This window comes from Stutzerimonas stutzeri, from assembly GCF_000935215.1.
Taxonomy (GTDB): domain Bacteria; phylum Pseudomonadota; class Gammaproteobacteria; order Pseudomonadales; family Pseudomonadaceae; genus Stutzerimonas.
In genome coordinates, this window is sequence record NZ_JXXD01000043.1 from 1 (window position 1) to 18,888 (window position 18,888).

Annotated in this window: 20 protein-coding genes; 6 read left to right on the forward strand and 14 right to left on the reverse strand. The window is 64.1% G+C overall.

Annotated elements, in window-relative coordinates:
* The coding region (locus LO50_RS05885) for an NRDE family protein (RefSeq protein ID WP_044314414.1) at positions 1 to 322 on the reverse strand (322 nt) is incomplete at its 3' end.
* Positions 323 to 468: 146 nt separating this feature from the next.
* On the opposite strand from LO50_RS05885, the gene LO50_RS05890 reads away from it, so the two are divergent.
* From LO50_RS05890 to LO50_RS05905, 4 genes are all read left to right on the forward strand, one after another.
* A complete protein-coding gene (locus LO50_RS05890) occupies positions 469 to 1,251 on the forward strand; it encodes a sulfite exporter TauE/SafE family protein (protein WP_014821844.1) in 783 nt (260 codons plus the stop codon).
* Between the two features lie 10 nt (positions 1,252 to 1,261).
* Positions 1,262 to 2,062, forward strand: coding sequence for a prolipoprotein diacylglyceryl transferase (lgt, locus tag LO50_RS05895; RefSeq protein WP_044314415.1), 801 nt, complete (start codon positions 1,262 to 1,264; stop codon positions 2,060 to 2,062).
* Between the two features lie 105 nt (positions 2,063 to 2,167).
* Positions 2,168 to 2,962 carry a thymidylate synthase gene (locus LO50_RS05900; RefSeq protein WP_044314416.1) on the forward strand — a complete coding sequence of 265 codons (795 nt, stop codon included), beginning with the start codon at positions 2,168 to 2,170 and terminating at the stop codon, positions 2,960 to 2,962.
* 88 nt (positions 2,963 to 3,050) lie between these two features.
* Entirely contained in the window at positions 3,051 to 3,824 is a 774-nt protein-coding gene (locus LO50_RS05905; protein WP_044314417.1) for a ParA family protein, read from the forward strand.
* 5 nt (positions 3,825 to 3,829) lie between these two features.
* On the opposite strand, the gene LO50_RS05910 is transcribed toward LO50_RS05905, so the two are convergent.
* From LO50_RS05910 to LO50_RS05935, 6 genes are all read right to left on the reverse strand, one after another.
* Entirely contained in the window at positions 3,830 to 4,816 is a 987-nt protein-coding gene (locus tag LO50_RS05910) for a branched-chain amino acid ABC transporter permease (RefSeq protein WP_044314418.1), read from the reverse strand.
* Complete coding sequence (locus tag LO50_RS05915) at positions 4,816 to 5,703, reverse strand: branched-chain amino acid ABC transporter permease (protein ID WP_013981555.1); 888 nt, start codon at positions 5,701 to 5,703, stop codon at positions 4,816 to 4,818. Before LO50_RS05915 ends, LO50_RS05910 begins: the two co-directional genes overlap by 1 nt.
* Positions 5,703 to 6,407, reverse strand: a complete 705-nt coding sequence (locus LO50_RS05920) for an ABC transporter ATP-binding protein (RefSeq protein ID WP_044314419.1) — start codon at positions 6,405 to 6,407, stop codon at positions 5,703 to 5,705. The genes LO50_RS05915 and LO50_RS05920 overlap by 1 nt, the downstream gene beginning before the upstream one ends.
* Complete coding sequence (locus LO50_RS05925) at positions 6,400 to 7,206, reverse strand: ABC transporter ATP-binding protein (protein WP_044314420.1); 807 nt, start codon at positions 7,204 to 7,206, stop codon at positions 6,400 to 6,402. The genes LO50_RS05920 and LO50_RS05925 overlap by 8 nt, the downstream gene beginning before the upstream one ends.
* A 2-nt stretch (positions 7,207 to 7,208) precedes the next feature.
* Positions 7,209 to 8,414: an ABC transporter substrate-binding protein gene (locus LO50_RS05930; protein WP_044314421.1), complete on the reverse strand. Its 1,206-nt coding sequence runs from the start codon at positions 8,412 to 8,414 to the stop codon at positions 7,209 to 7,211.
* A gap of 394 nt (positions 8,415 to 8,808) precedes the next feature.
* A complete protein-coding gene (locus tag LO50_RS05935; protein WP_023444548.1) occupies positions 8,809 to 9,621 on the reverse strand; it encodes a universal stress protein in 813 nt (270 codons plus the stop codon).
* 179 nt (positions 9,622 to 9,800) lie between these two features.
* Here LO50_RS05935 and LO50_RS05940 point away from each other — a divergent pair, with 179 nt between their 5' ends.
* Both LO50_RS05940 and LO50_RS05945 read left to right on the forward strand, forming a co-directional pair.
* Positions 9,801 to 10,709 (forward strand): response regulator, encoded by a 909-nt coding sequence (locus LO50_RS05940; RefSeq protein WP_044314422.1) that lies wholly within the window; start codon positions 9,801 to 9,803, stop codon positions 10,707 to 10,709.
* A gap of 144 nt (positions 10,710 to 10,853) precedes the next feature.
* Positions 10,854 to 11,750: a peptidoglycan DD-metalloendopeptidase family protein gene (locus LO50_RS05945; protein WP_014821834.1), complete on the forward strand. Its 897-nt coding sequence runs from the start codon at positions 10,854 to 10,856 to the stop codon at positions 11,748 to 11,750.
* 52 nt (positions 11,751 to 11,802) lie between these two features.
* On the opposite strand, the gene LO50_RS05950 is transcribed toward LO50_RS05945, so the two are convergent.
* The 7 genes from LO50_RS05950 to glcC all read right to left on the reverse strand — a co-directional run bounded on the left by LO50_RS05950 (position 11,803) and on the right by glcC (position 18,742).
* A complete protein-coding gene (locus tag LO50_RS05950; RefSeq protein WP_042927857.1) occupies positions 11,803 to 12,564 on the reverse strand; it encodes an outer membrane beta-barrel protein in 762 nt (253 codons plus the stop codon).
* Between the two features lie 191 nt (positions 12,565 to 12,755).
* On the reverse strand, positions 12,756 to 14,099 hold the full coding sequence (locus LO50_RS05955) for a hemolysin family protein (RefSeq protein WP_023444552.1): 1,344 nt from the start codon (positions 14,097 to 14,099) through the stop codon (positions 12,756 to 12,758).
* Between the two features lie 98 nt (positions 14,100 to 14,197).
* Positions 14,198 to 15,499 carry a phosphate regulon sensor histidine kinase PhoR gene (phoR, locus tag LO50_RS05960; RefSeq protein ID WP_044314423.1) on the reverse strand — a complete coding sequence of 434 codons (1,302 nt, stop codon included), beginning with the start codon at positions 15,497 to 15,499 and terminating at the stop codon, positions 14,198 to 14,200.
* Positions 15,500 to 15,567: 68 nt separating this feature from the next.
* Entirely contained in the window at positions 15,568 to 16,257 is a 690-nt protein-coding gene (phoB, locus tag LO50_RS05965; RefSeq protein WP_023444554.1) for a phosphate regulon transcriptional regulator PhoB, read from the reverse strand.
* 120 nt (positions 16,258 to 16,377) lie between these two features.
* On the reverse strand, positions 16,378 to 17,271 hold the full coding sequence (ubiA, locus tag LO50_RS05970; RefSeq protein WP_023444555.1) for a 4-hydroxybenzoate octaprenyltransferase: 894 nt from the start codon (positions 17,269 to 17,271) through the stop codon (positions 16,378 to 16,380).
* Positions 17,272 to 17,314: 43 nt separating this feature from the next.
* Positions 17,315 to 17,854 carry a chorismate--pyruvate lyase family protein gene (locus LO50_RS05975; RefSeq protein ID WP_003297912.1) on the reverse strand — a complete coding sequence of 180 codons (540 nt, stop codon included), beginning with the start codon at positions 17,852 to 17,854 and terminating at the stop codon, positions 17,315 to 17,317.
* Positions 17,855 to 17,968: 114 nt separating this feature from the next.
* Positions 17,969 to 18,742 (reverse strand): transcriptional regulator GlcC, encoded by a 774-nt coding sequence (gene glcC / locus LO50_RS05980; protein WP_003297910.1) that lies wholly within the window; start codon positions 18,740 to 18,742, stop codon positions 17,969 to 17,971.
* Between the last annotated feature and the right edge of the window lie 146 nt (positions 18,743 to 18,888).

Below are 18,888 nucleotides of genomic sequence, written 5' to 3' on the forward strand. Positions count from 1 at the left end.
CGGCGCGGCGGCCGGCCAGCTCGGCGAGGTAGTCGGCCGGCGGCAAGTTTCCGCGCAGGTACTGTTCCGGCAGCTCGCCGCGCGAACGTGGGCCGATCACCTGGCCGGGTGTGCGAATGTTGGTCAGTGCGGCGAAGCGTCCGCCGGTGGTGACGCCCATCCAGGTGCCGCCTGCCTGCAGGTCGCGCCCGCCGACGATCCAGGGTGCATCCTCCCAGTGCCCCAGCGGCAGGCTCGGGCGGGCGTGGAACTCGTCGCGGTTGGCGGCTACCACCAGCGGTTGGGTGTGGCCGGGGCGCCAGGCGAAAACGATCAGGCACATGGGAAAGCCAAACTATGTCCGGACCGCCAAGAGTACAGGCGCGGCCGGCGTATGAGCCACCGCCGGGTTTTTCACGCTCAACGTCGGCGCGCGGGGCGGGCGCATTTTCCGCTAACATGCCGCTTTGTTTCGCCGGGACGGGGCGCATGGAGTTTCTGCTGTATCTGCTGCTGGGCGGCTTCGCTGGTGTGCTGGCCGGGCTGTTCGGCGTGGGCGGCGGGCTGATCATCGTGCCGGTGCTGGTATTCAGTTTCAGCGCCCAGGGATTTTCTCAGGAAATCCTCACCCATCTGGCCGTCGGTACGTCCTTGGCTACCATCGTCTTCACCTCGGTCAATTCCATTCTCACCCATCACCGCAAGGGTGCGGTGCGCTGGCCGATGGTGCTGTGGATGACCTTTGGCATCCTCCTTGGCGCCGCCCTGGGCAGCCTGACTGCCGCGGCGATCCAGGGGCCGATGCTGCAGAAGATCATCGGTGTGTTCGCCCTGGCAATGGCGGTGCAAATGGGGTTCGACCTGCGGCCCAAGGCCACCGGCCAGGCGCCGGGACGGCCCGAGCTGTCGCTGGTGGGCGTGGTGATCGGCTGGGCGTCGGCGATTTTCGGCATCGGCGGCGGCTCGCTGTCTGTGCCCTATCTGACCTGGCGCAGCGTGCCGATGCAGCAGGCGGTGGCGACGTCCGCGGCGTGCGGCCTGCCGATCGCCATCGCCGGGGCGCTGAGTTTCATGGTGGTCGGCTGGCACGAGACGCAACTGCCCGACTGGAGTCTGGGTTTCGTCTATCTGCCGGCCATGCTCGGCATCGCGGCAACCAGCATGTTTTTCGCCAGACTGGGTGCGAAACTGGCGCATCGTCTGTCGGCCAAGGTTCTGAAACGGCTGTTCGCTCTACTGCTGCTGAGCGTCGGCATCAATTTTCTGGTTTGAGGAGTAACGGATGCTGCCCTATCCGCAGATCGATCCGGTGGCCGTCGCCATCGGCCCCTTGCAGATTCACTGGTACGGCCTGATGTACCTGATCGGCATCGGCGGCGCCTGGTGGCTGGCTTCGCTGCGGGTGCAGCGCTTCGCACCCGAGTGGCCGAAGGACAAGCTCTCCGACCTGGTGTTCTGGGTGGCCATGGGGGTGATCGTCGGTGGCCGTCTGGGTTATGTGCTGTTCTATGACCTGGCCGCCTACATCAACCAGCCGAGCCTGATCCTGCAGGTGTGGAAGGGCGGCATGTCCTTCCACGGCGGCCTGATCGGCGTGCTGCTGTGCAGCTGGATCTTCGCCCGGCGCAACGGCAAGAGCTTCTTCGAGCTGATGGACTTCATCGCGCCGTTCGTGCCGATCGGTCTGGGCGCCGGACGAATCGGCAACTTCATCAACGCCGAGCTGTGGGGCAAGGCCACCGATGTGCCCTGGGCGATGGTCTTCCCGACCGACCCGCAGCAACTGGCGCGGCACCCGTCGCAGCTCTATCAGTTCGCCCTGGAGGGCGTCGCGCTGTTCCTGATCCTCTGGTTCTATTCGCGCAAGCCGCGGCCGACCATGGCGGTCTCCGGACTGTTCGCGGTGTGCTACGGCATCTTCCGCTTCATCGTCGAGTTCGTCCGTGTGCCGGATGCACAGCTGGGCTACCTGGCGTTCGGCTGGCTGACCATGGGCCAGCTGCTCTGCGTGCCAATGGTGCTGCTCGGCGCCGGGATGATCGCCTGGGCCTATCGCCGCGCCGCCGGCCGGGCTCCGGCCTGATTCCGTTGCCCTGCCTGTCGCCATAAGGGCGACAAGCGGGGCGCAGGCCTTTTACTATTCGCGCAGCCTTTTCACCGCGCTTCGGCGCCTGCTTCGAGTCAATCGATGAAACAGTACCTCGACCTGATGCGCCACGTGCGCGAACACGGCACCTTCAAGAGCGACCGTACCGGCACTGGCACCTACAGCGTGTTCGGCCATCAGATGCGTTTCGATCTGGCCGAAGGCTTTCCGCTGGTCACCACCAAGAAGTGCCACCTCAAGTCCATCATCCACGAGCTGCTGTGGTTCCTTCAGGGCGACACCAACATCAAGTACCTGAAAGAGAATGGCGTGCGCATCTGGGATGAGTGGGCCGACGAGAATGGTGAGCTGGGGCCGGTGTACGGCTACCAGTGGCGCTCGTGGCCGGCGCCAAACGGTGAATCGATCGATCAGATCGCCAATCTGCTGGCGATGATCAAGAAGAATCCGGATTCGCGCCGCCTGATCGTTTCGGCCTGGAACCCGGCGCTGGTCGAGCAGATGGCGTTGCCGCCGTGCCACGCGCTGTTCCAGTTCTACGTCGCCGACGGCAAGCTCAGCTGCCAGCTGTACCAGCGCTCGGCGGATATTTTCCTCGGCGTGCCGTTCAACATCGCAAGCTATGCGCTGCTGACGCTGATGGTGGCGCAGGTCTGCGACCTGCAACCGGGGGAGTTCATCTGGAGCGGCGGCGACTGTCACCTGTACGCCAATCACCTGGAGCAGGCCGACCTGCAGCTGACCCGCGAGCCGTTGCCGCTGCCGACCATGAAGCTCAATCCGGACGTGAAGGACCTGTTCGCCTTCCGCTTCGAGGACTTCGAGCTGGTTGGCTACGAAGCGCATCCGCACATCAAGGCACCCGTTGCCGTCTGACTTTGGTCGGGTTTGCCGTTGCGGATAACCTGAGCGACACATTTGCCGTATAGACTCGACCGCTCAGGTACATTTTGGGAGGCAAGTCATGCGCAGGGTCGTGTTCAATCAGAAGGGCGGTGTCGGCAAGTCGAGCATCGCCTGCAACCTGGCAGCGGTCAGTGCATCGCAAGGCTACCGCACGCTGCTGGTGGATCTGGACGCCCAGGCAAACTCCACGCATTACCTGACCGGGCTGACCGGCGATGACATTCCCACCGGCATCGCCGATTTCTTCAAGCAGATTCTCGCCGGCGGTACCGCTGGCAAGAAGGCGCGCCCGCCCATTCTAGAAACGGCCTTCGACAATCTGCATTTGATCAGCGCGACGGCAGAGCTGGCCGACCTGCAGCCCAAGCTGGAGGCCAAGCACAAGATCAACAAGCTGCGAAAATTGCTCGACGGTCTTGCCGAGGACTATGACCGGATTTACCTCGACACCCCGCCGGCGCTGAATTTTTATACGGTCTCTGCGCTTATCGCAGCTGATCGCTGCCTGATCCCCTTCGACTGCGACAGCTTTTCCCGCCAGGCGCTGTACAGCCTGCTCGACGAGATCGAGGAGATGAAGGAAGACCACAACGATACGCTCGAGGTCGAGGGCATCGTGGTCAATCAGTTCCAGCCGCGTGCCGCGCTGCCGCAGCAAATGATCGATGAACTGCTGAGCGAGGGTCTTCCGGTGCTACCGGTCTACCTGATGAGTTCGGTGAAGATGCGCGAGTCGCACCAGGCCTGCACGCCGCTGGTTTACCTGGACCCGCGGCACAAGCTGAGCCAGCAGTTCGTCGAACTGCACGAGCTGCTCGAGTCCGCCGGCTGAGAACGTCAGTCCTCGGCACGCCGCTCCAGCTTCTTGCCCAGCCGCGAGGCATAGAGTTCGCCGATCATCCCGCGCCGGAACACCAGTACGCAGACCATGAAGATGATGCCGGTGACCAGCGTCACCGGTAGCTCCGATGTGGCGAAGTAATTGCCCAGCGTGGTCACCAGCGCCGCGCCAAAAACCGGGCCGACCAGCGTGCCAATGCCGCCGAGCAAGGTCATCAGCACCACCTCCCCGGACATCTGCCAGCTGACATCGGTCAGCGTGGCGAACTGGAACACCAGTGCCTTCAGCCCGCCAGCCAGCCCGGCCAGCGCGGCGGACATGACGAAGGCGCCGAGCTTGTAGCGCGACACCGAATAGCCCAGGGAAATGGCGCGGTTCTCGTTCTCGCGGATCGAGCGCAGGATCATGCCGTACGGCGAGTTGATCACGCGCCAGATCAGCAGCATCCCGGCGAGGAACACCGACAGCACGAAGAAGTACATGTACAGCGGCTCCTGCAGATCGATGAAGCCGAGCAGGTGCCCACGTGGAACGTTCTGAATGCCGTCTTCACCGTGGGTGAAGGGTGCCTGCAGGCAGAAGAAAAAGAACATCTGCGACAGCGCCAGGGTGATCATCGTCGAGTAGATGCCCTGCCGGCGGATCGCCAGAAAGCCGATGATCAACCCGAGAAACGCCGCGCCGGCAACGCCGATGAGAATGCCCAGCTCCGGCGGTAATCCCCACTCCTTGACCGCGTGGGCGGTGAAATACGCCGCACCGCCAAAGAACGCCGCGTGGCCGAAGGAGAGGATGCCGGTGTAGCCGAGCAGCAGGTTGAAGGCGCAGGCGAAGAGGGCGAAGCACAGCACCTTCATCAGGAAGATCGGGTAGAAGTAGAACGGTGCCAGCGCCAGCGCGACCACGCCGATCAGGATCAGCACGGTCTCCAGGCGCAGCAGCGGGCGTTTGGTGGTCGGCGTGACGTTCACCTGGCTGTTCATCAGGCGTCCCTCCCCATCAGGCCGGCCGGGCGCACCAGCAGTACGATCGCCATGATCACGAAGATCACGATGTTGGAAGCCTCCGGATAGAACACCTTGGTCAGCCCCTCGAGGATGCCGAGCATGTAGCCGGTGATGATGGCGCCGAGAATCGAGCCCATGCCGCCGACCACCACCACCGCGAACACCACGATGATCAGGTTCGAGCCCATCAGCGGGCTGACCTGGTAGATCGGCGCGGCGAGCATGCCGGCCAGGCCGGCCAGCGCTGCGCCCATGCCGTAGGTGAAGGTCAGCAGCAGCGGCACGTTGATGCCGAAGGTGCGCACCAGCGTCGGGTTTTCCGTGGCGGCACGCAGGTAGGCGCCGAGCTTGGTCTTCTCAATCAGCAGCCAGCTGGCGATGCAGATCACCAGGGAGGCCAGCACGACCCAGGCGCGGTACTTGGGGAGGAACATGAAGCCCAGGTTGTAGCCACCGGCCAGTTCTTTCGGCACGGCGTAGGGCTGCCCGGAGGAGCCATAGAAGTAGCGAAACGCGCCTTCCAGGGCGAGCGCCAGGCCGAAGGTGAAGAGCAGGCTGTAGAGGTGGTCGAGGTTGTATAGCCGCGATAGCGCGAGGCGCTCGATCACCGCGCTGCACAGGCCGACGATGATCGGCGCGAGGATCAGCGCCGGCCAGTAGCCGATGCCGAGGGTCGCCAGCAGCAGATAGCCGGCGAAGGCGCCGATCATGTATTGCGCGCCGTGGGCGAAGTTGATGATCTTCAGCATGCCGAAGATGATCGCCAGGCCCAGGCTGAGCATGGCGTAGAACGAGCCGTTGATCAGGCCGATCAAGAGCTGGCCGAGGAACGCCTGGATCGGCACATCGAAAATCGTCGTCATCAGACCCCCAGGGCTTCGTTGAGCATGGTCATGCGGCCGGGCAGATCGGCGACGTCGAACGAATCGATGACCTTGCCGTGATCGACTACATAGAAGCGGTCGGCCACCTTGCTGGCGAAGCGGAAGTTCTGTTCCACCAGCAGGATGGTCATGCCGCGCTGCTTAAGTGTCTGCAGCACCTCGCCGATGCGCTGGATGATCACCGGCGCCAGGCCTTCGGTGGGTTCGTCGAGCAGCAGCAGCTTGGCGCCGGTGCGCAGGATGCGCGCCATCGCCAGCATCTGCTGCTCACCACCGGATAGCTTGGTGCCGGGGCTCTTGCGGCGTTCCTCGAGGTTGGGGAACAGCTGGTAGATCTCGGCCAGGGTCATGCCGCCCTTGGCGATCACCGGCGGCAGGGTGAGGTTCTCCTCCACCGTCAGTGTGGAAAAGATGCCGCGTTCTTCCGGTACATAACCGATGCCGTGGCGAGCGGTGCGGTGCAGCGGTACGCGCAGCATGTCCTTGCCGTCGAAGCGGATGCTGCCGCTGCGCTTGCGGATGATGCCGACGATCGAGCGTAGCGCGGTGGTCTTGCCGACGCCGTTGCGGCCGAGCAGGGTCACCGTCTCGCCCTGGTGCACGTCGAGGTCGATGCCGTGCAGGGCATGGCTTTCGCCATACCAGGCGTTGAGGTCGCGCACGCTGAGCAAGGGTTCAGTCATCGTCGGTCCCCATGTAGGCCACGCGCACGCGCTCGTCCTGGCTGACCGTGCGGTAGTCGCCGGAAGTAAGGATTTCGCCGCGCTGCAGCACGGTCACCTGATGGCAGAGGTCAGCGACCACCTTAAGGTTGTGCTCGACCATCAGCACCGCGCGCTGGGTGGCCACCTCGCGGATGATCTCGGCCACCACGTGCACGTCTTCGTGGCCCATGCCGGCCATGGGTTCGTCCAGCAGCAGTACCTTGGGCTCCAGCGCCAGGGTGGTGGCGATCTCCAGTACGCGTTTGCGACCGTAGGAGAGATCAGCCGCCAGCTCGTTGCGCTTGTCGGCCAGGCCGACCGACTCGATCAGCTGCATGGCGCGCTCGTTGAGGCGGTTGAGCGAGCGCATCGGCAGCCAGAACTGCGTGGCCAGCCCGCCCGGCCGCTGCAGGGCAACGCGCACGTTGTCCAGCACGCTAAGGTGCGGGAATACCGCCGAGATCTGGAACGAGCGAACCAGCCCCATGCGCGCCACCTTGGCCGGGTCGGTGCGGGTGATGTCCTGGTCGAGCAGGCGGATGGTTCCGCTGGTGGGCTGCAGGAACTTGGTCAGCAGGTTGAACACTGTGGTCTTGCCGGCGCCATTGGGGCCGATCAGGGCGTGCATCTGTGCATGGCGCACGTCCAGGTCGACGTTGTTGACGGCGACGAAGCCGCCGAACTCCTTGCGTAGACCTCGCGCCGAGAGCATGACCGGCGCGTCCGTGGCTGTGCCGGCGGTCGGTCCGCCGGCGTTTAGGCTTTGCGCTGCAGCCATGCTCACTGCCCGACCAGTTCACAGCCGCTATCGGCCGGCTTGATGTAGGCCTCGTCGCCCGGCACCGTGGCCAGCACCTTGTAGTAGTCCCAGGCGCGCTTGCTTTCCTCAGGCTTTTTCACTTCCATCAGGTAGACGTCGCTGATCAGTCGGCCATTGGCGCCTACCTTGGCGTTGCGCGCGAAAACGTCGTCCACCGGCATCTCGTGCATCGCCTTGGCGACCGGCTCGGTGGCGTCGGTGCCGGCCTTCTCGATCGCCTTGAGGTACTGCATGACGCCGGAGTAGGTGCCGGCGTGGACCATGTTCGGCATACGGCCGGTGCGCTTGAAGAAGCGTTCGCCGAACTCGCGGGATTTGTCGTCGCGGTCCCAGTAGAAACTTTCGGTCAGGGTCAGGCCCTGGGCGGCGTCGAGGCCCAGGCCGTGCACTTCGGCGAGGGTAAAGAGCAGCGCGGCGAGGCGCTGGCCGCCGGCGACGATGCCGAACTCGGCGGCCTGCTTGATGCTGTTGGCGGTGTCCAGGCCAGCGTTGGCCAGGCCGATGACCTTGGCGCCGGAGGATTGCGCCTGCAAGAGGAACGACGAGTAATCGGTGCTCGCCAGCGGATGGCGTACCGCGCCCTTGATTTCGCCGCCCTTGGATTTGACGAACTTGCCAGTCTGCTCTTCCAGCGAGTAGCCGAAGGCGTAGTCGGCGGTGAGGAAATACCAGCTGTCGCCACCCTGGGAAACCAGTGCGCCGCCAGTGCCGACCGCCAGCGCATGGGTGTCATAGGCCCAGTGGAAGCCATAGGGTGAGCACTGCTTGCCGGTCAGCTCCGTGGTGGCGGCGCCGGTCACCAGGTTAATCTTCTTCTTGCTCTTGGAAATGCCCTGTACCGCCAGCGCCACCGAGGACGTGGTCAGCTCCATGATCGAGTCGACCTGCTCGCGGTCGTACCACTGCCGCGAGATGTTGGAGGCGATGTCCGGCTTGTTCTGGTGATCGGCGGTGACGATCTCGATGGGCGCGTCGAGTACCTTGCCGCCAAAGTCCTCTGCAGCCATCTTCGCTGCCTCGAACGACCACTTGCCGCCGAAATCGGCATACACGCCGGACTGGTCGTTGAGGATGCCGATCTTCACCTTGCCGTCGGAAATCTCGGCCGAGGCGGGTACGGCGACCACTGCCGTCAGGGTTGCCGCTGCGATTGCTGAAAGCTTCATGCGTATCTCCTTGCACGGTTTGCTCGGCATACGGGTTCGCCCCATGCGAAGCGGTCCGTATGGGCGGGTTAGGGGAAAGCTGGGCAGACGGTCAGGCGCGCAATGCCGTGGATCGCCGGCGGGCTGAATGCAGCGGCCAGGCATTGATGCACGCACGGCGAACGCACTCGTGCGCGGGGCATCACGTCGTCGTGGAAAGTCGCAGAGATGGGAGCTGGAAAGCGGGACCAGAAACGAGTCGAAGCGAGGCTCATGGGCGTCTTCTTCTTATTGTTGTTCTGGCTCTAAACGTAGCAGGGGTTTGCAAGGACGCAACCTGATGGTGGCGTGCCGATCAGTGATGCTGTGCCCGCATGCACCCGAGCCGTCGGGCGCAGGCGGGCAGAGATGCGCTTCAGCGCGCGATCAGGATGTCGCAGGGCGGGTTGTCGATAAACTGCCGGGCGAGGCTGCCAAGCAGAGCGCTGCTCAGTTCACCGCGGCTGTGACTGCCAAGGGCCAGCAGCTGCGGTTGCAGGTCGCGCAGCGCCTCGTCCATACAATTGTTGCGCTCGCCCTGATGCAGGCTGTAGCTCAGCAGCGCGCCGGTATCCGGCAGCTGCGGCTGGATATCTTCGATCAGCTGGTCGAACAGCTCCTGCTGCAGCGACAGACCTTCGTAATCGGGGCCGTGTACTTCGGCCATCTCGTCGATGTGCAGAGCGTGCAGTTCGGCACCTTCGCCCAGCAACTCCCAAGCGCAGTGCATGGCGCGCGTGGCGCAGCGGGAGAAATCCAGCGCAGCCACGGCGCGATGATACGGGGCCTCCGCCGGGGTGATAGCCAGCAACAGCGGCGCCCGGCTTTCCAGCATGACGCGCTCCAGCGTGGTGCCGGCGAATCCCTGGCTCGACCCCTTGTGATGGCGGCCCAGCACCAGCAGATCGGCCTCCAGCCCCTCGGCCTGGGTGAGGATCTCCTCCACCGGCTGCCCGCGGCGAATCCAGGGTTCGAGCTGACCCAGCCCGTTCTCCTGCAGGCGTTGCTGCAGGAGTGCGCGTGCCTGCTGTTCGTCGCTCCCGGCGTCGCGCTCGTCGAGTACGTAAAGCAGGCTGATGCGAGCACCGGTCTGGCGCGCCAGGCCGGCGGCACGTTGCAGCGCGAGATCGGCGTCCGGGCTGAGATCGTGGGCGACAAGAATGTGCTGAACCCGATTGTGCTGAAGCATGGGCGGCCTCGCGAAGCTGGCGAAAGGCGCAAGTATGCCGTGGCCGCGGGGGCATGTCCCGCCCGTGACCCGCGTCGCTGGGTTGATCGGGCGCAACAACTTCACGGGCAATGGCCACTCGTGCTTTTGTCGATCCGATCCTGCGGCTATGCTTGCCGGCATTCGAGCAGGAGTTAAGGATGAGCAAGGTCAGTGTGCTGGTGGTGGATGACGCGCCCTTTATCAGGGATCTGGTGAAGAAGGCGCTCCGTAGTCACTTTCCCGGCATTCGCATCGAGGATGCGGTCAACGGGCGCAAGGCCCAGCAAATACTCAGCCGTGAGCGCTTCGACCTGATCCTCTGTGATTGGGAAATGCCGGAGATGTCAGGTCTGGAGCTGCTGACCTGGTGCCGCACGCAGGATGCGCTGAAGATCACGCCGTTCATCATGGTCACCAGCCGTGGCGACAAGGAGAACGTGGTACAGGCCATTCAGGCCGGCGTTTCGGATTTCATCGGCAAGCCGTTTTCCAACGAACAGCTCACCAGCAAGGTACGCAAGGCCCTCGGCCGCGCCGGCAAGCTGGATGCCCTGGCCGCCAGCGCGCCGACGCGAACTCTGGCGACCGGCATGGCCAACGACTCGCTGGCCGCGCTGACGGGCGGCAAGGCCGAGGTGGTACGACCCGCCGCTCCGGCCGCCGAAGCCAAGGCCTCGCCGCTGATTCAGCCCAGTGCAGCGCCTGCCAGCGCACCAGCCGGTGCCGCGTCCGGTCGCGGGCAGGGCCAGTTGCGCCTGGCCAACGGCAGTGTCGCCTGCGTGATCAAGGCGCTGAGCCTCAAGGAAGCGCTGCTGGTGGTCAAACGCGGCGAGCAGTTGCCGCAGGTGCTGGAAAGCGCCGTGCTCGATCTCGAGCAGGGCGAGGGCGGTGAGGTCGCCCGTCTCAATGGCTACCTGCATGCCGTCGCCGCGTTCGAACCCAAGCCCGACAGCGAGTGGCTGCAGCTGTCGTTCCGCTTCGTTGATCGCGATCCGCAGAAGATGGACTACCTGTCGCGCCTGATCGCCCGTGGTACCGCGCAGCGGCACTTCGTCCCAGGCGCCTGATTCGACCCGGCCAGGCGACCGTTCGGCGCCTGGCCGCGCAGACAAACTGACGAGCATCACACCCCGACGGTCGGTGGCTCGCACAGGTCCGCCGGCACTGCTAGTCTTCCCGCTCCAACACTATAACCACTAGAAACTGCCGTTATGCTGGGGCGCATTCTTTTGTTGCTCGGGCTGCCGCTGCTGGCTACGCCGGCGCTGGCCCTGACCATCTACAAATACACCGACGCCAATGGGGTCGTGACCTACAGCGACCAGGCTGCGCCTGGCGCGCAGGTTTTCGTCTTCAGTGACCGCATGGTGGAAAAGCTCGACACCCAGGTCAAACTGGAAACCCGCAAGCACGCGGCAGGCGAGACGCTGCTGGTGCGTAACGACCTGTTCGCGCCGGTCGATATCGAGCTGAAGCTGGAAAACGTCGTCAATGCCGTCGGGGCACCGGCCAAGCCGATTCGCTGGGTATTGCCGCCGCGCAGTCAGATTCGTCTGGCCACCCTGGCCCCGCGCGATGCCAGCAAGCCACTCAAGTACACGCCCAAGCTTCGCCATGCCCTGGGCGATCCGCGCCTGCTGCCCAAACCTTACAAGTATCCGCTGCCATGGCGCGGCGGTCCGTTCCGCCTGACCCAGGGCGCCAACGGCCAGTACAGCCATTTCACGCCCAAGGGTCGCTACGCGGTCGACATCGCCATGCCCGAAGGCACGCCCATCGTCGCCGCGCGCGGCGGCATGGTGGTGAAGATCGAGAACGAGCAGAGCGGGCGGGGCAACAACCCGGCCGGCAATTTCGTGCGCATCATGCATGACGACGGCACCATGGGCGTCTACCTGCACCTGATGAAGGGCTCGGTGGCCGTGCGCGAGGGCCAGCGAGTCGAGAGCGGTACACGTATTGCCCGCTCCGGCAACACCGGCAACAGCACCGGGCCGCACCTGCACTTCGTGGTGCAGCGCAACGTCGGCCTGGCGATCGAGTCGATTCCCTTCGACTTCTCGCAGCCGGTCAACAGCCTGCCGAACTTCGCCGTGGGGGGTGAGTAGCCGCGCTGGCCGCTCACCGGTCCGTTCATGACAGGCCGGCAACTTCAGCGACTCAGAACGCCAGGCCGACCTTCAAACCGACCTGTTCCTGCTTGAGTTTGCTGTTTTCGGCGAACTCGCTGTCACTGTCGATCTCGTAGCGGGTCTGGGTGTAGTACAGGCTGGTGCTGATTGGCATGTTGTTGATGCCCTTGTTCCACAGCACGCTCAGCTCACCGTAGGGGTTGACCTTGTCCTTGAGGTCGACGGTGTCGCTTTCGCCGCCAACCTTCAGCTTGCTGTCCGCTTCAATGGAATAGCGGGCGCCCACTTCAAGGCGCACGGTGTAGTCGGGCGTCAGGTAGTTGTAGCCGATACCTGCCTTGGCGAATGGCGAGCGGGTGGTCAGCTTGACGTCTTCCTCGAAGATGCCGACGCGTACGTCATCCTGCTCGATGCGTCCCCAGTCGTAGCCGCCGCCGACAATCAGGTCGACATAGTTGTTGGTACTCAGGGCTGCGCGCAGGCCCAGGTCGAGATCGGCGCGAGCGGATAGATATTCCACATCGTCTTTTTCACGGTACTGACCTTCGATTCCGGCCTGGTAGATGAAGCCTTCCTGTCCGGTCATCTTGTTGCCGAAGTTGTAGTACAGCCCGCCCTGGTTGAGGCGCTCCTTGTCGCTTTCGTCGTTCACGGTCAGCTTGTACTGATTGTGCGAGCCAATGACGCCGAACGTGGAGATCGGGCCGGTGGCCGATTGAGCGAAAGCCTGAGAGGTGGCTGCCAGGCACAGGGCCAAGGCGGTTGTGGTAGTCAAACCATTGATGCGCATGCGGGAAGCTCCATCGTCATTCGATAAGAAATCGGTGGCGGCTCAAGCGAGCCGCCTATGGCGTGGACTGGCGCTGTCTGAAAATAATTCTGCGTATCACGATGGGCGGTCGTTAATACTTGTAAATCAAGGATTAGCGAGCGGTATGTAAACGAAAAGGTAACTATGGTTGGCCAGCAATGGCGGGCGATCTATCCCGGAAAACGAAGAACCTTGGCCAAGACGATCTTCGGTCCGCGCATCTTCTTGATGACTATCTGCAGGCCATCGACCTGGAGCACTTCGTCTTCATCGGGGACACGTTTCAGCGTCTCGTAAACCAGACCGGCAAGGGTTTCGGCCTCGACGTGATCGAGATCGATCTCCAGCAGGCGCTCCAGCTTGAACAGCGGGGTGTCGCCGCGGACCAGCAGCTTGCCGGGCTGGTAGGCAAGCACGCCGCGTTCGGTCTTGCGATGTTCGTCCTGGATGTCGCCAACCAGCACTTCGAGCACGTCTTCCATGGTCAGGAAGCCAATCACCTTGTGGTCGCCTTCCTCGACCAGTACGAAATGCGCCCCTCCCTGACGAAACTGCTCGAGCAGGCTGGCCAACGGCATGTGCTTGGACACCCGCTCCAGTGGGCGCAGCAGCTCGTTCAGGCAGAAGTGCTCGGGCAGGTGATCATCGGCGGCCAGCGCCAGCAGCAGATCCTTGATGTGCAGCAAGCCGACGTACTCGCCCTGCTGGTTGTCGTAGACCGGGTAGCGGCTGTACTTGTGGCGGCGAATGACCTCGAGGACCTCGCTCAGCGGCGCATCGTGCTCGAGTTGCAGCAGATCCTCGCGGGAGTTGGCCCAGTCGACGACTTCCAGCTCGCTCATTTCCACCGCCGAGGCCAGCACCTGGATCTGCTGGTTGCCGGGGTCGCGGGCGCGGTTGGAATGCAGGATCAGCTTGAGCTCGTCGCGGCTGTAGTGATGATCGTGGTGCGCCCCCGGCTCGCCCTGGCCGGCAATGCGCAGAATGGCGTTGGCACTGGCATTGAGCAGGTAGATGGCCGGGTACATCAGCCAGTAGAACAGGTACAGCGGAACGGCCGTCCACAGCGATAGCAGCTCCGGCTTGCGGATCGCCCAGGACTTCGGCGCCAGCTCACCAACCACGATATGCAGGTAGGAAATGATGAAGAAGGCGGTGAAGAAAGCGATGCCGTGCACCAGCGCCTGGGACTGGATGCCGATGCTGGCCAACAGCGGTTCGAGCAGGTGCGCGAAAGCCGGCTCGCCGACCCAGCCGAGGCCGAGCGAAGCCAGGGTGATGCCCAGCTGGCAGGCCGAAAGGTAGGCGTCGAGCTGAGCGTGAACGGTGCGCAGGATGTGCCCGCGCCAGCCGTGCCGGCTGGCGATCGCTTCCACCTTGGTGGAGCGCAGCTTGACCATGGCGAACTCGGCGGCAACGAAGAAGCCGTTGAGCAGCACGAGGAACAGGGCAAAGAGAATCAGACCGAAATCGGCGAAATAGGACGAGGCGGCGTAACTGGGGGAGGGGTCCATGAAGGGGTCGGGTAGCCAATGATCGCGACAGGATGGCGGCGGCGGGCCGGCTTTTCAAGCCATGAGCCGGGATTTTTCCGGCTCGCGCTGGCAGCGGGTCAGCGTTCGGACACCTGGCTGTTCTGGAAGTGGCAGGAGAAGCGGCTGCCTTGGCCAGGTGTACTGCTGATATCCAGGCGGCCCTGGTGGCGCAGCAGCACGTGCTTGACGATGGCCAGCCCCAGTCCCGTGCCGCCGGTGCTGCTGGCACGGCTGGAGTCGACGCGGTAGAAACGCTCGGTCAGGCGTGGCAAATGCTTCTGCTCGATGCCGATACCGCTGTCCTCGACACTGAGGTGCGCACCGACCTCGTCGGCCCACCAGCGCACATGCACACTGCCGCCATCGGGTGTGTACTTCACCGCATTGAACACCAGGTTGGAGAAGGCGCTGCGCAGCTCCGTCTCGCTGCCCTTGAGCAGCAGCGCCGGGTCGGCATCGAGGCTGATCAGGTGGCCGCGGCTGCCAGATAGTGCGCGGGCATCGCTGATGATCGATTGCAGCAGCAGGCCCACCGCCACCGGCTGGTTGTCGGTCGGGCGACTGCTGGTTTCCAGACGAGCCAGCAGGAGTAGGTCGTTGAGCAGGTGCTGCATGCGCCCGGCCTGCTGATTCATCTGCTGCAGCGCCCGGAGCCAGCGCGGGTTCACCGCATCGGCGTTTTCCAGCAGGGTTTCCAGATAGCCGGCGATGACGGTGAGCGGCGTGCGCAGCTCGTGGGATACGTTGGCGACGAAGTCTTTGCGCATCTGCTCCAGCTGGTGCAGGCGGGTGACGTCGCGGACCAGCAGCAGGTGCTCGCGGTTGCCGTAGCGAGTGATGTTGAACTGCAGGCGAATGCGGTCATCGACGGGAGAGGCCAGCTCCAGCGGCTGGTCATAGTTGCCGCCGTCGAAGTACTCCTTGAAGGCCGGATGACGCACCAGGTTGCCGATCGGGTGACCAGCGTCCTGCGGCTTCTTCAGCCCCAGCAGGCGGTTGGCGGCGGGGTTCCACCATTCCAGATTGCCATCGCTGTCGAGCATGATCACCGCATCCTTGAGTGCGGCGGTAGAGCCCTGGGCGCGATCGATGATGCCTTGCAGTTCGCCGCGCAGGCGCAGGTCGCGGCGCTGCAGCTGGTAGAGGCTGTCGAAGATATCGCCCCAGATGCCGGCCGAATCCGGCGGCGCTTCGTCCGGGTCGGCACGCCGCAGCCAGCGCTGCAGTCGCAGCAGCTGGCGCAGGGTCCAGATCAGGTAGCCGGTCAGGCCAAGGACCAGCGCCCAGGCATATTCGCCGGTCAGCAGTCCCAGCAGCAGGCAGCCGCCCAGCAGAAGCAGCAGGCGACGCACGAGGGCTCCTTGCCAGTCCTGATTCAACCGATGCACTCCAGAGAGGTGGCGATGATGGGATGGATGACGCCGGGACTCATGCGCACCCGGCGCGCTCAGCTTTTGCTGGAGAAACGATAACCGGTGCCGCGTACCGTCTGCACCAGGTTCTCGTAGGCCTCACCGAGCGCCTTGCGCAGCCGACGGATATGCACATCGACAGTGCGCTCCTCGACATAGACATTGCCGCCCCAGACCTGATCGAGCAGCTGGCTGCGGGTGTAGGCGCGCTCCTGGTGGGTCATGAAGAATTGCAGCAGACGGTATTCGGTGGGGCCCATCTCGGCCGGTTTGCCGTCGATGGTGACGCGGTGGCTGATCGGGTCGAGCAGCAGGCCACCGATCTCGATCGGCGACTCGCTGTCCACCGGCGTCGCACGGCGCAGCACGGCCTTCAGGCGCGCTACCAGCTCGCGCGGTGAGAAGGGTTTGGTGATGTAGTCGTCGGCGCCGACTTCCAGACCCTGAATCTTGTTGTCCTCTTCACCCTTGGCGGTAAGCATGATGATTGGCGTGTCGGCGGTCAGCTCGTCACGCTTGAGGCGGCGGGCCAGTTCGATGCCGGAGGTGCCGGGCAGCATCCAGTCAAGCAGGATCAGATCCGGCTTGCGGTCGATGATCAGCGCGTGGGCCTGCTGGGTGTTCTCTGCTTCGAGACAGTCATAGCCGGCCATTTCCAGGGCGACGACGATCATCTCCCGGATCGGCGCCTCGTCATCGACGATCAGTATGCTCTTGCCGTTCATGGTCAAGCCTCGGGTCTGTTCTTGTCGTCCGGCATTAGATAACGGAATTATTGCAGCCATGTGACAGGCAGACGGCAACAGGCTGCCGTGCTCCGGCGCTCTAGCCCGGCGCGCCTGGGCTTAAGCCTTGGTAGCGTAGTCCAGCACGATGCCCGCCAAGATCGCCAGTCCTGCCCAGTGGTTGTGCAGGAACGCCTTGAAGCAGATCTGCGGTTTGCGCGATTGGGTTTTCCAGAACTCCCAGGCGAAGCAGCCGGCGGCGACCACCAGCCCGAGGTGGAACCACTGGCCTAGCTCGAAGCGCACGCCGGCAAGGAGCAGGCAGAACAGCGCCAGGCCCTGCAGGGTGACGATGATGACGCGGTCCGCTTCGCCGAAGAGGATGGCGGTGGACTTGATGCCAATCTTCAGGTCGTCCTCGCGGTCGGCCATGGCGTAGTAGGTGTCGTAGGCCACCGTCCACAGCAGATTGGCAATGAACAACAGCCAGGCCTCGGGCGGCAGGCTGCCGGTCTCCGCGGTGAAGGCCATCGGCATGCCCCAGGAGAAGGCCGCGCCGAGCACCACCTGCGGATAGAAGGTGTAGCGTTTCATGAACGGGTAGCAGGCGGCCAGCGCCAGGGCGCCGAAGGACAGGTAGACGGTGGTCGCGTTGGTCAGCAGCACCAGGCCGAAGCTCAGGCCCACCAGCACGGCGAACAGCGTCCAGGCCTCGCGCGAGCTGATCTTGCCGGTGGCCATGGGGCGCGCCTGGGTGCGTTGCACGTGGCCATCGAAGTTGCGGTCGGCGAAGTCGTTGACCACGCAGCCGGCGGCGCGCATGAGGATCACGCCGGTGACGAAGATGAACAGGTTCTTCGCGTTGGGCACGCCTTCGGCAGCGATCCACAGCGCCCACAGCGTCGGCCATAACAGCAGATAGGTGCCGATGGGCCGGTCCAGGCGCATCAGCTGGATGAAGTCCCAGGCGCGCGGGTGCAGGCGATTGCACGATTGCAGCAGTTTCAGATACATCAACGGCTCTCCTTGGCGGAAGGGGGCATGCAGAGCGGCGCGCTCAGGGCGTGACGGCGGCGGCCTGCCACAGCTCGGGGAGGAACACCTCGGCGACCAGCACGCCGAGCCGATTCTGGCGGAAGCACGAGCGCCGCGCCCAGAGGCCGTCGACACGGCACGCATCCGGTAGCCAGCGCGCGGGGTAATGACAGGCCTCGAGCGTGCCGCGGGCAAAGGGCGGATCGCTGAACAACAGCTCACCCAGGGAACGATTGCCCAGGCGCTGCAGGTCGAGGCCGGAGTCCTCCAGCTGCGCTCGCGCGGCGACGCTGCGGGCGAACACCCAGGGCTGGCCTTGACCGCACAGATAGACCTCACGCACCCAGCCCTCGCTGTCGGCCGGAACGCCAAGCGCGGCGCACTCGTCGGCGCGCAGGGGCTGCCAGGCTTCGTGTAGCGGCGTCACGCTGAAGGCGCCATCGGCCAGCTCGGTCAGGCGGCGGGTGAGCGAGCCCTTGTCGACGTAGAGCCAGTCGTGCAGGGCGGGATCGAGGGGGGAGGGGAGGCGGTCGGCACTTAGCCAGTCATGAATTTCGGACACGGTGCGTCAGAGCTAGCGGAAAAGAGCGGCGAGTCTAGCATGCGACTTGGGCGCGGCACGGGTGCGGGCTGTCCGGCCAGGCTGTAGCCGCGCTCGGTAAACGCTACATACGCCTCAGGTCCAGCCTTCAAGACGCATGGTGGCGCGCACCAGGCGCTGCTCCTCCTGCTCGATCTCCTTGAGGTTGTCGCGAATGCCGTGGATATGGTCGCGTGCCGCACGCTGGGCCTGTTCCGGCAGACGCTCGATCACCGCGTGATAGAGACGCGAGTGCTGGCGGTCGATCTGGCGCTTCTGTGCCGGTCGGTGGTAGAGGTTGTTCACCGAGGCGAAAACCGTGCTGAGCATCAGGTCGGTCAGCGACTGCAGCGTGTGCACCAGCACCGGGTTGTGCGAGGCCTCGCAGATCGCCAGATGAAACGCGTGGTCGAGGCGGGCGTGCTCGCGGGGGTCGGCGCCCTCTTCGCTGGCGTGGGCGGCGAGCATTTCCTCGTAGCGGCGGCGTAGCAGCACGAAATCCGCGTCGGTGCCGCGCAAGGCCGCCAGCCGCGCCGATTCGCTTTCCAGCAGCGCACGCACTTCCAGCAGGTCATAGAGCGTGCGCGGTTGCGAGTTGAACAGGTGCATCAGTGGGCTGGCGTCATGGTTGCCGGACAGTTCGGCAACGAAGGAGCCACGGCCCTGGGACGTCTCGATGATGCCGCGTCCACGCAATACGCGCAGGCCCTCGCGCAACGCCGAGCGGGAAATGCCCAGCTTCTCGCACAGGCGGCGTTCCGATGGCAGCGCCTGGCCGACCTTCAATACGCCGTCGACGATCAAACGTTCGATACGCTCGGCGACGACATCGGCGACTTGACGACGGTCATTGTGGTTTTCGTTCTGCATGTCCTTCGTTATCCCACTGGTAGGACCAGTTTGGCGGGAGTTTACCCTGAATGCCTGAATACCAGTAACAGCACCGTCTGGAGGACTATTCGGTAGTGCCTTTCATCGGGCGACTACAAAAAACTGGTAGGACCAGTTGTCTAGGT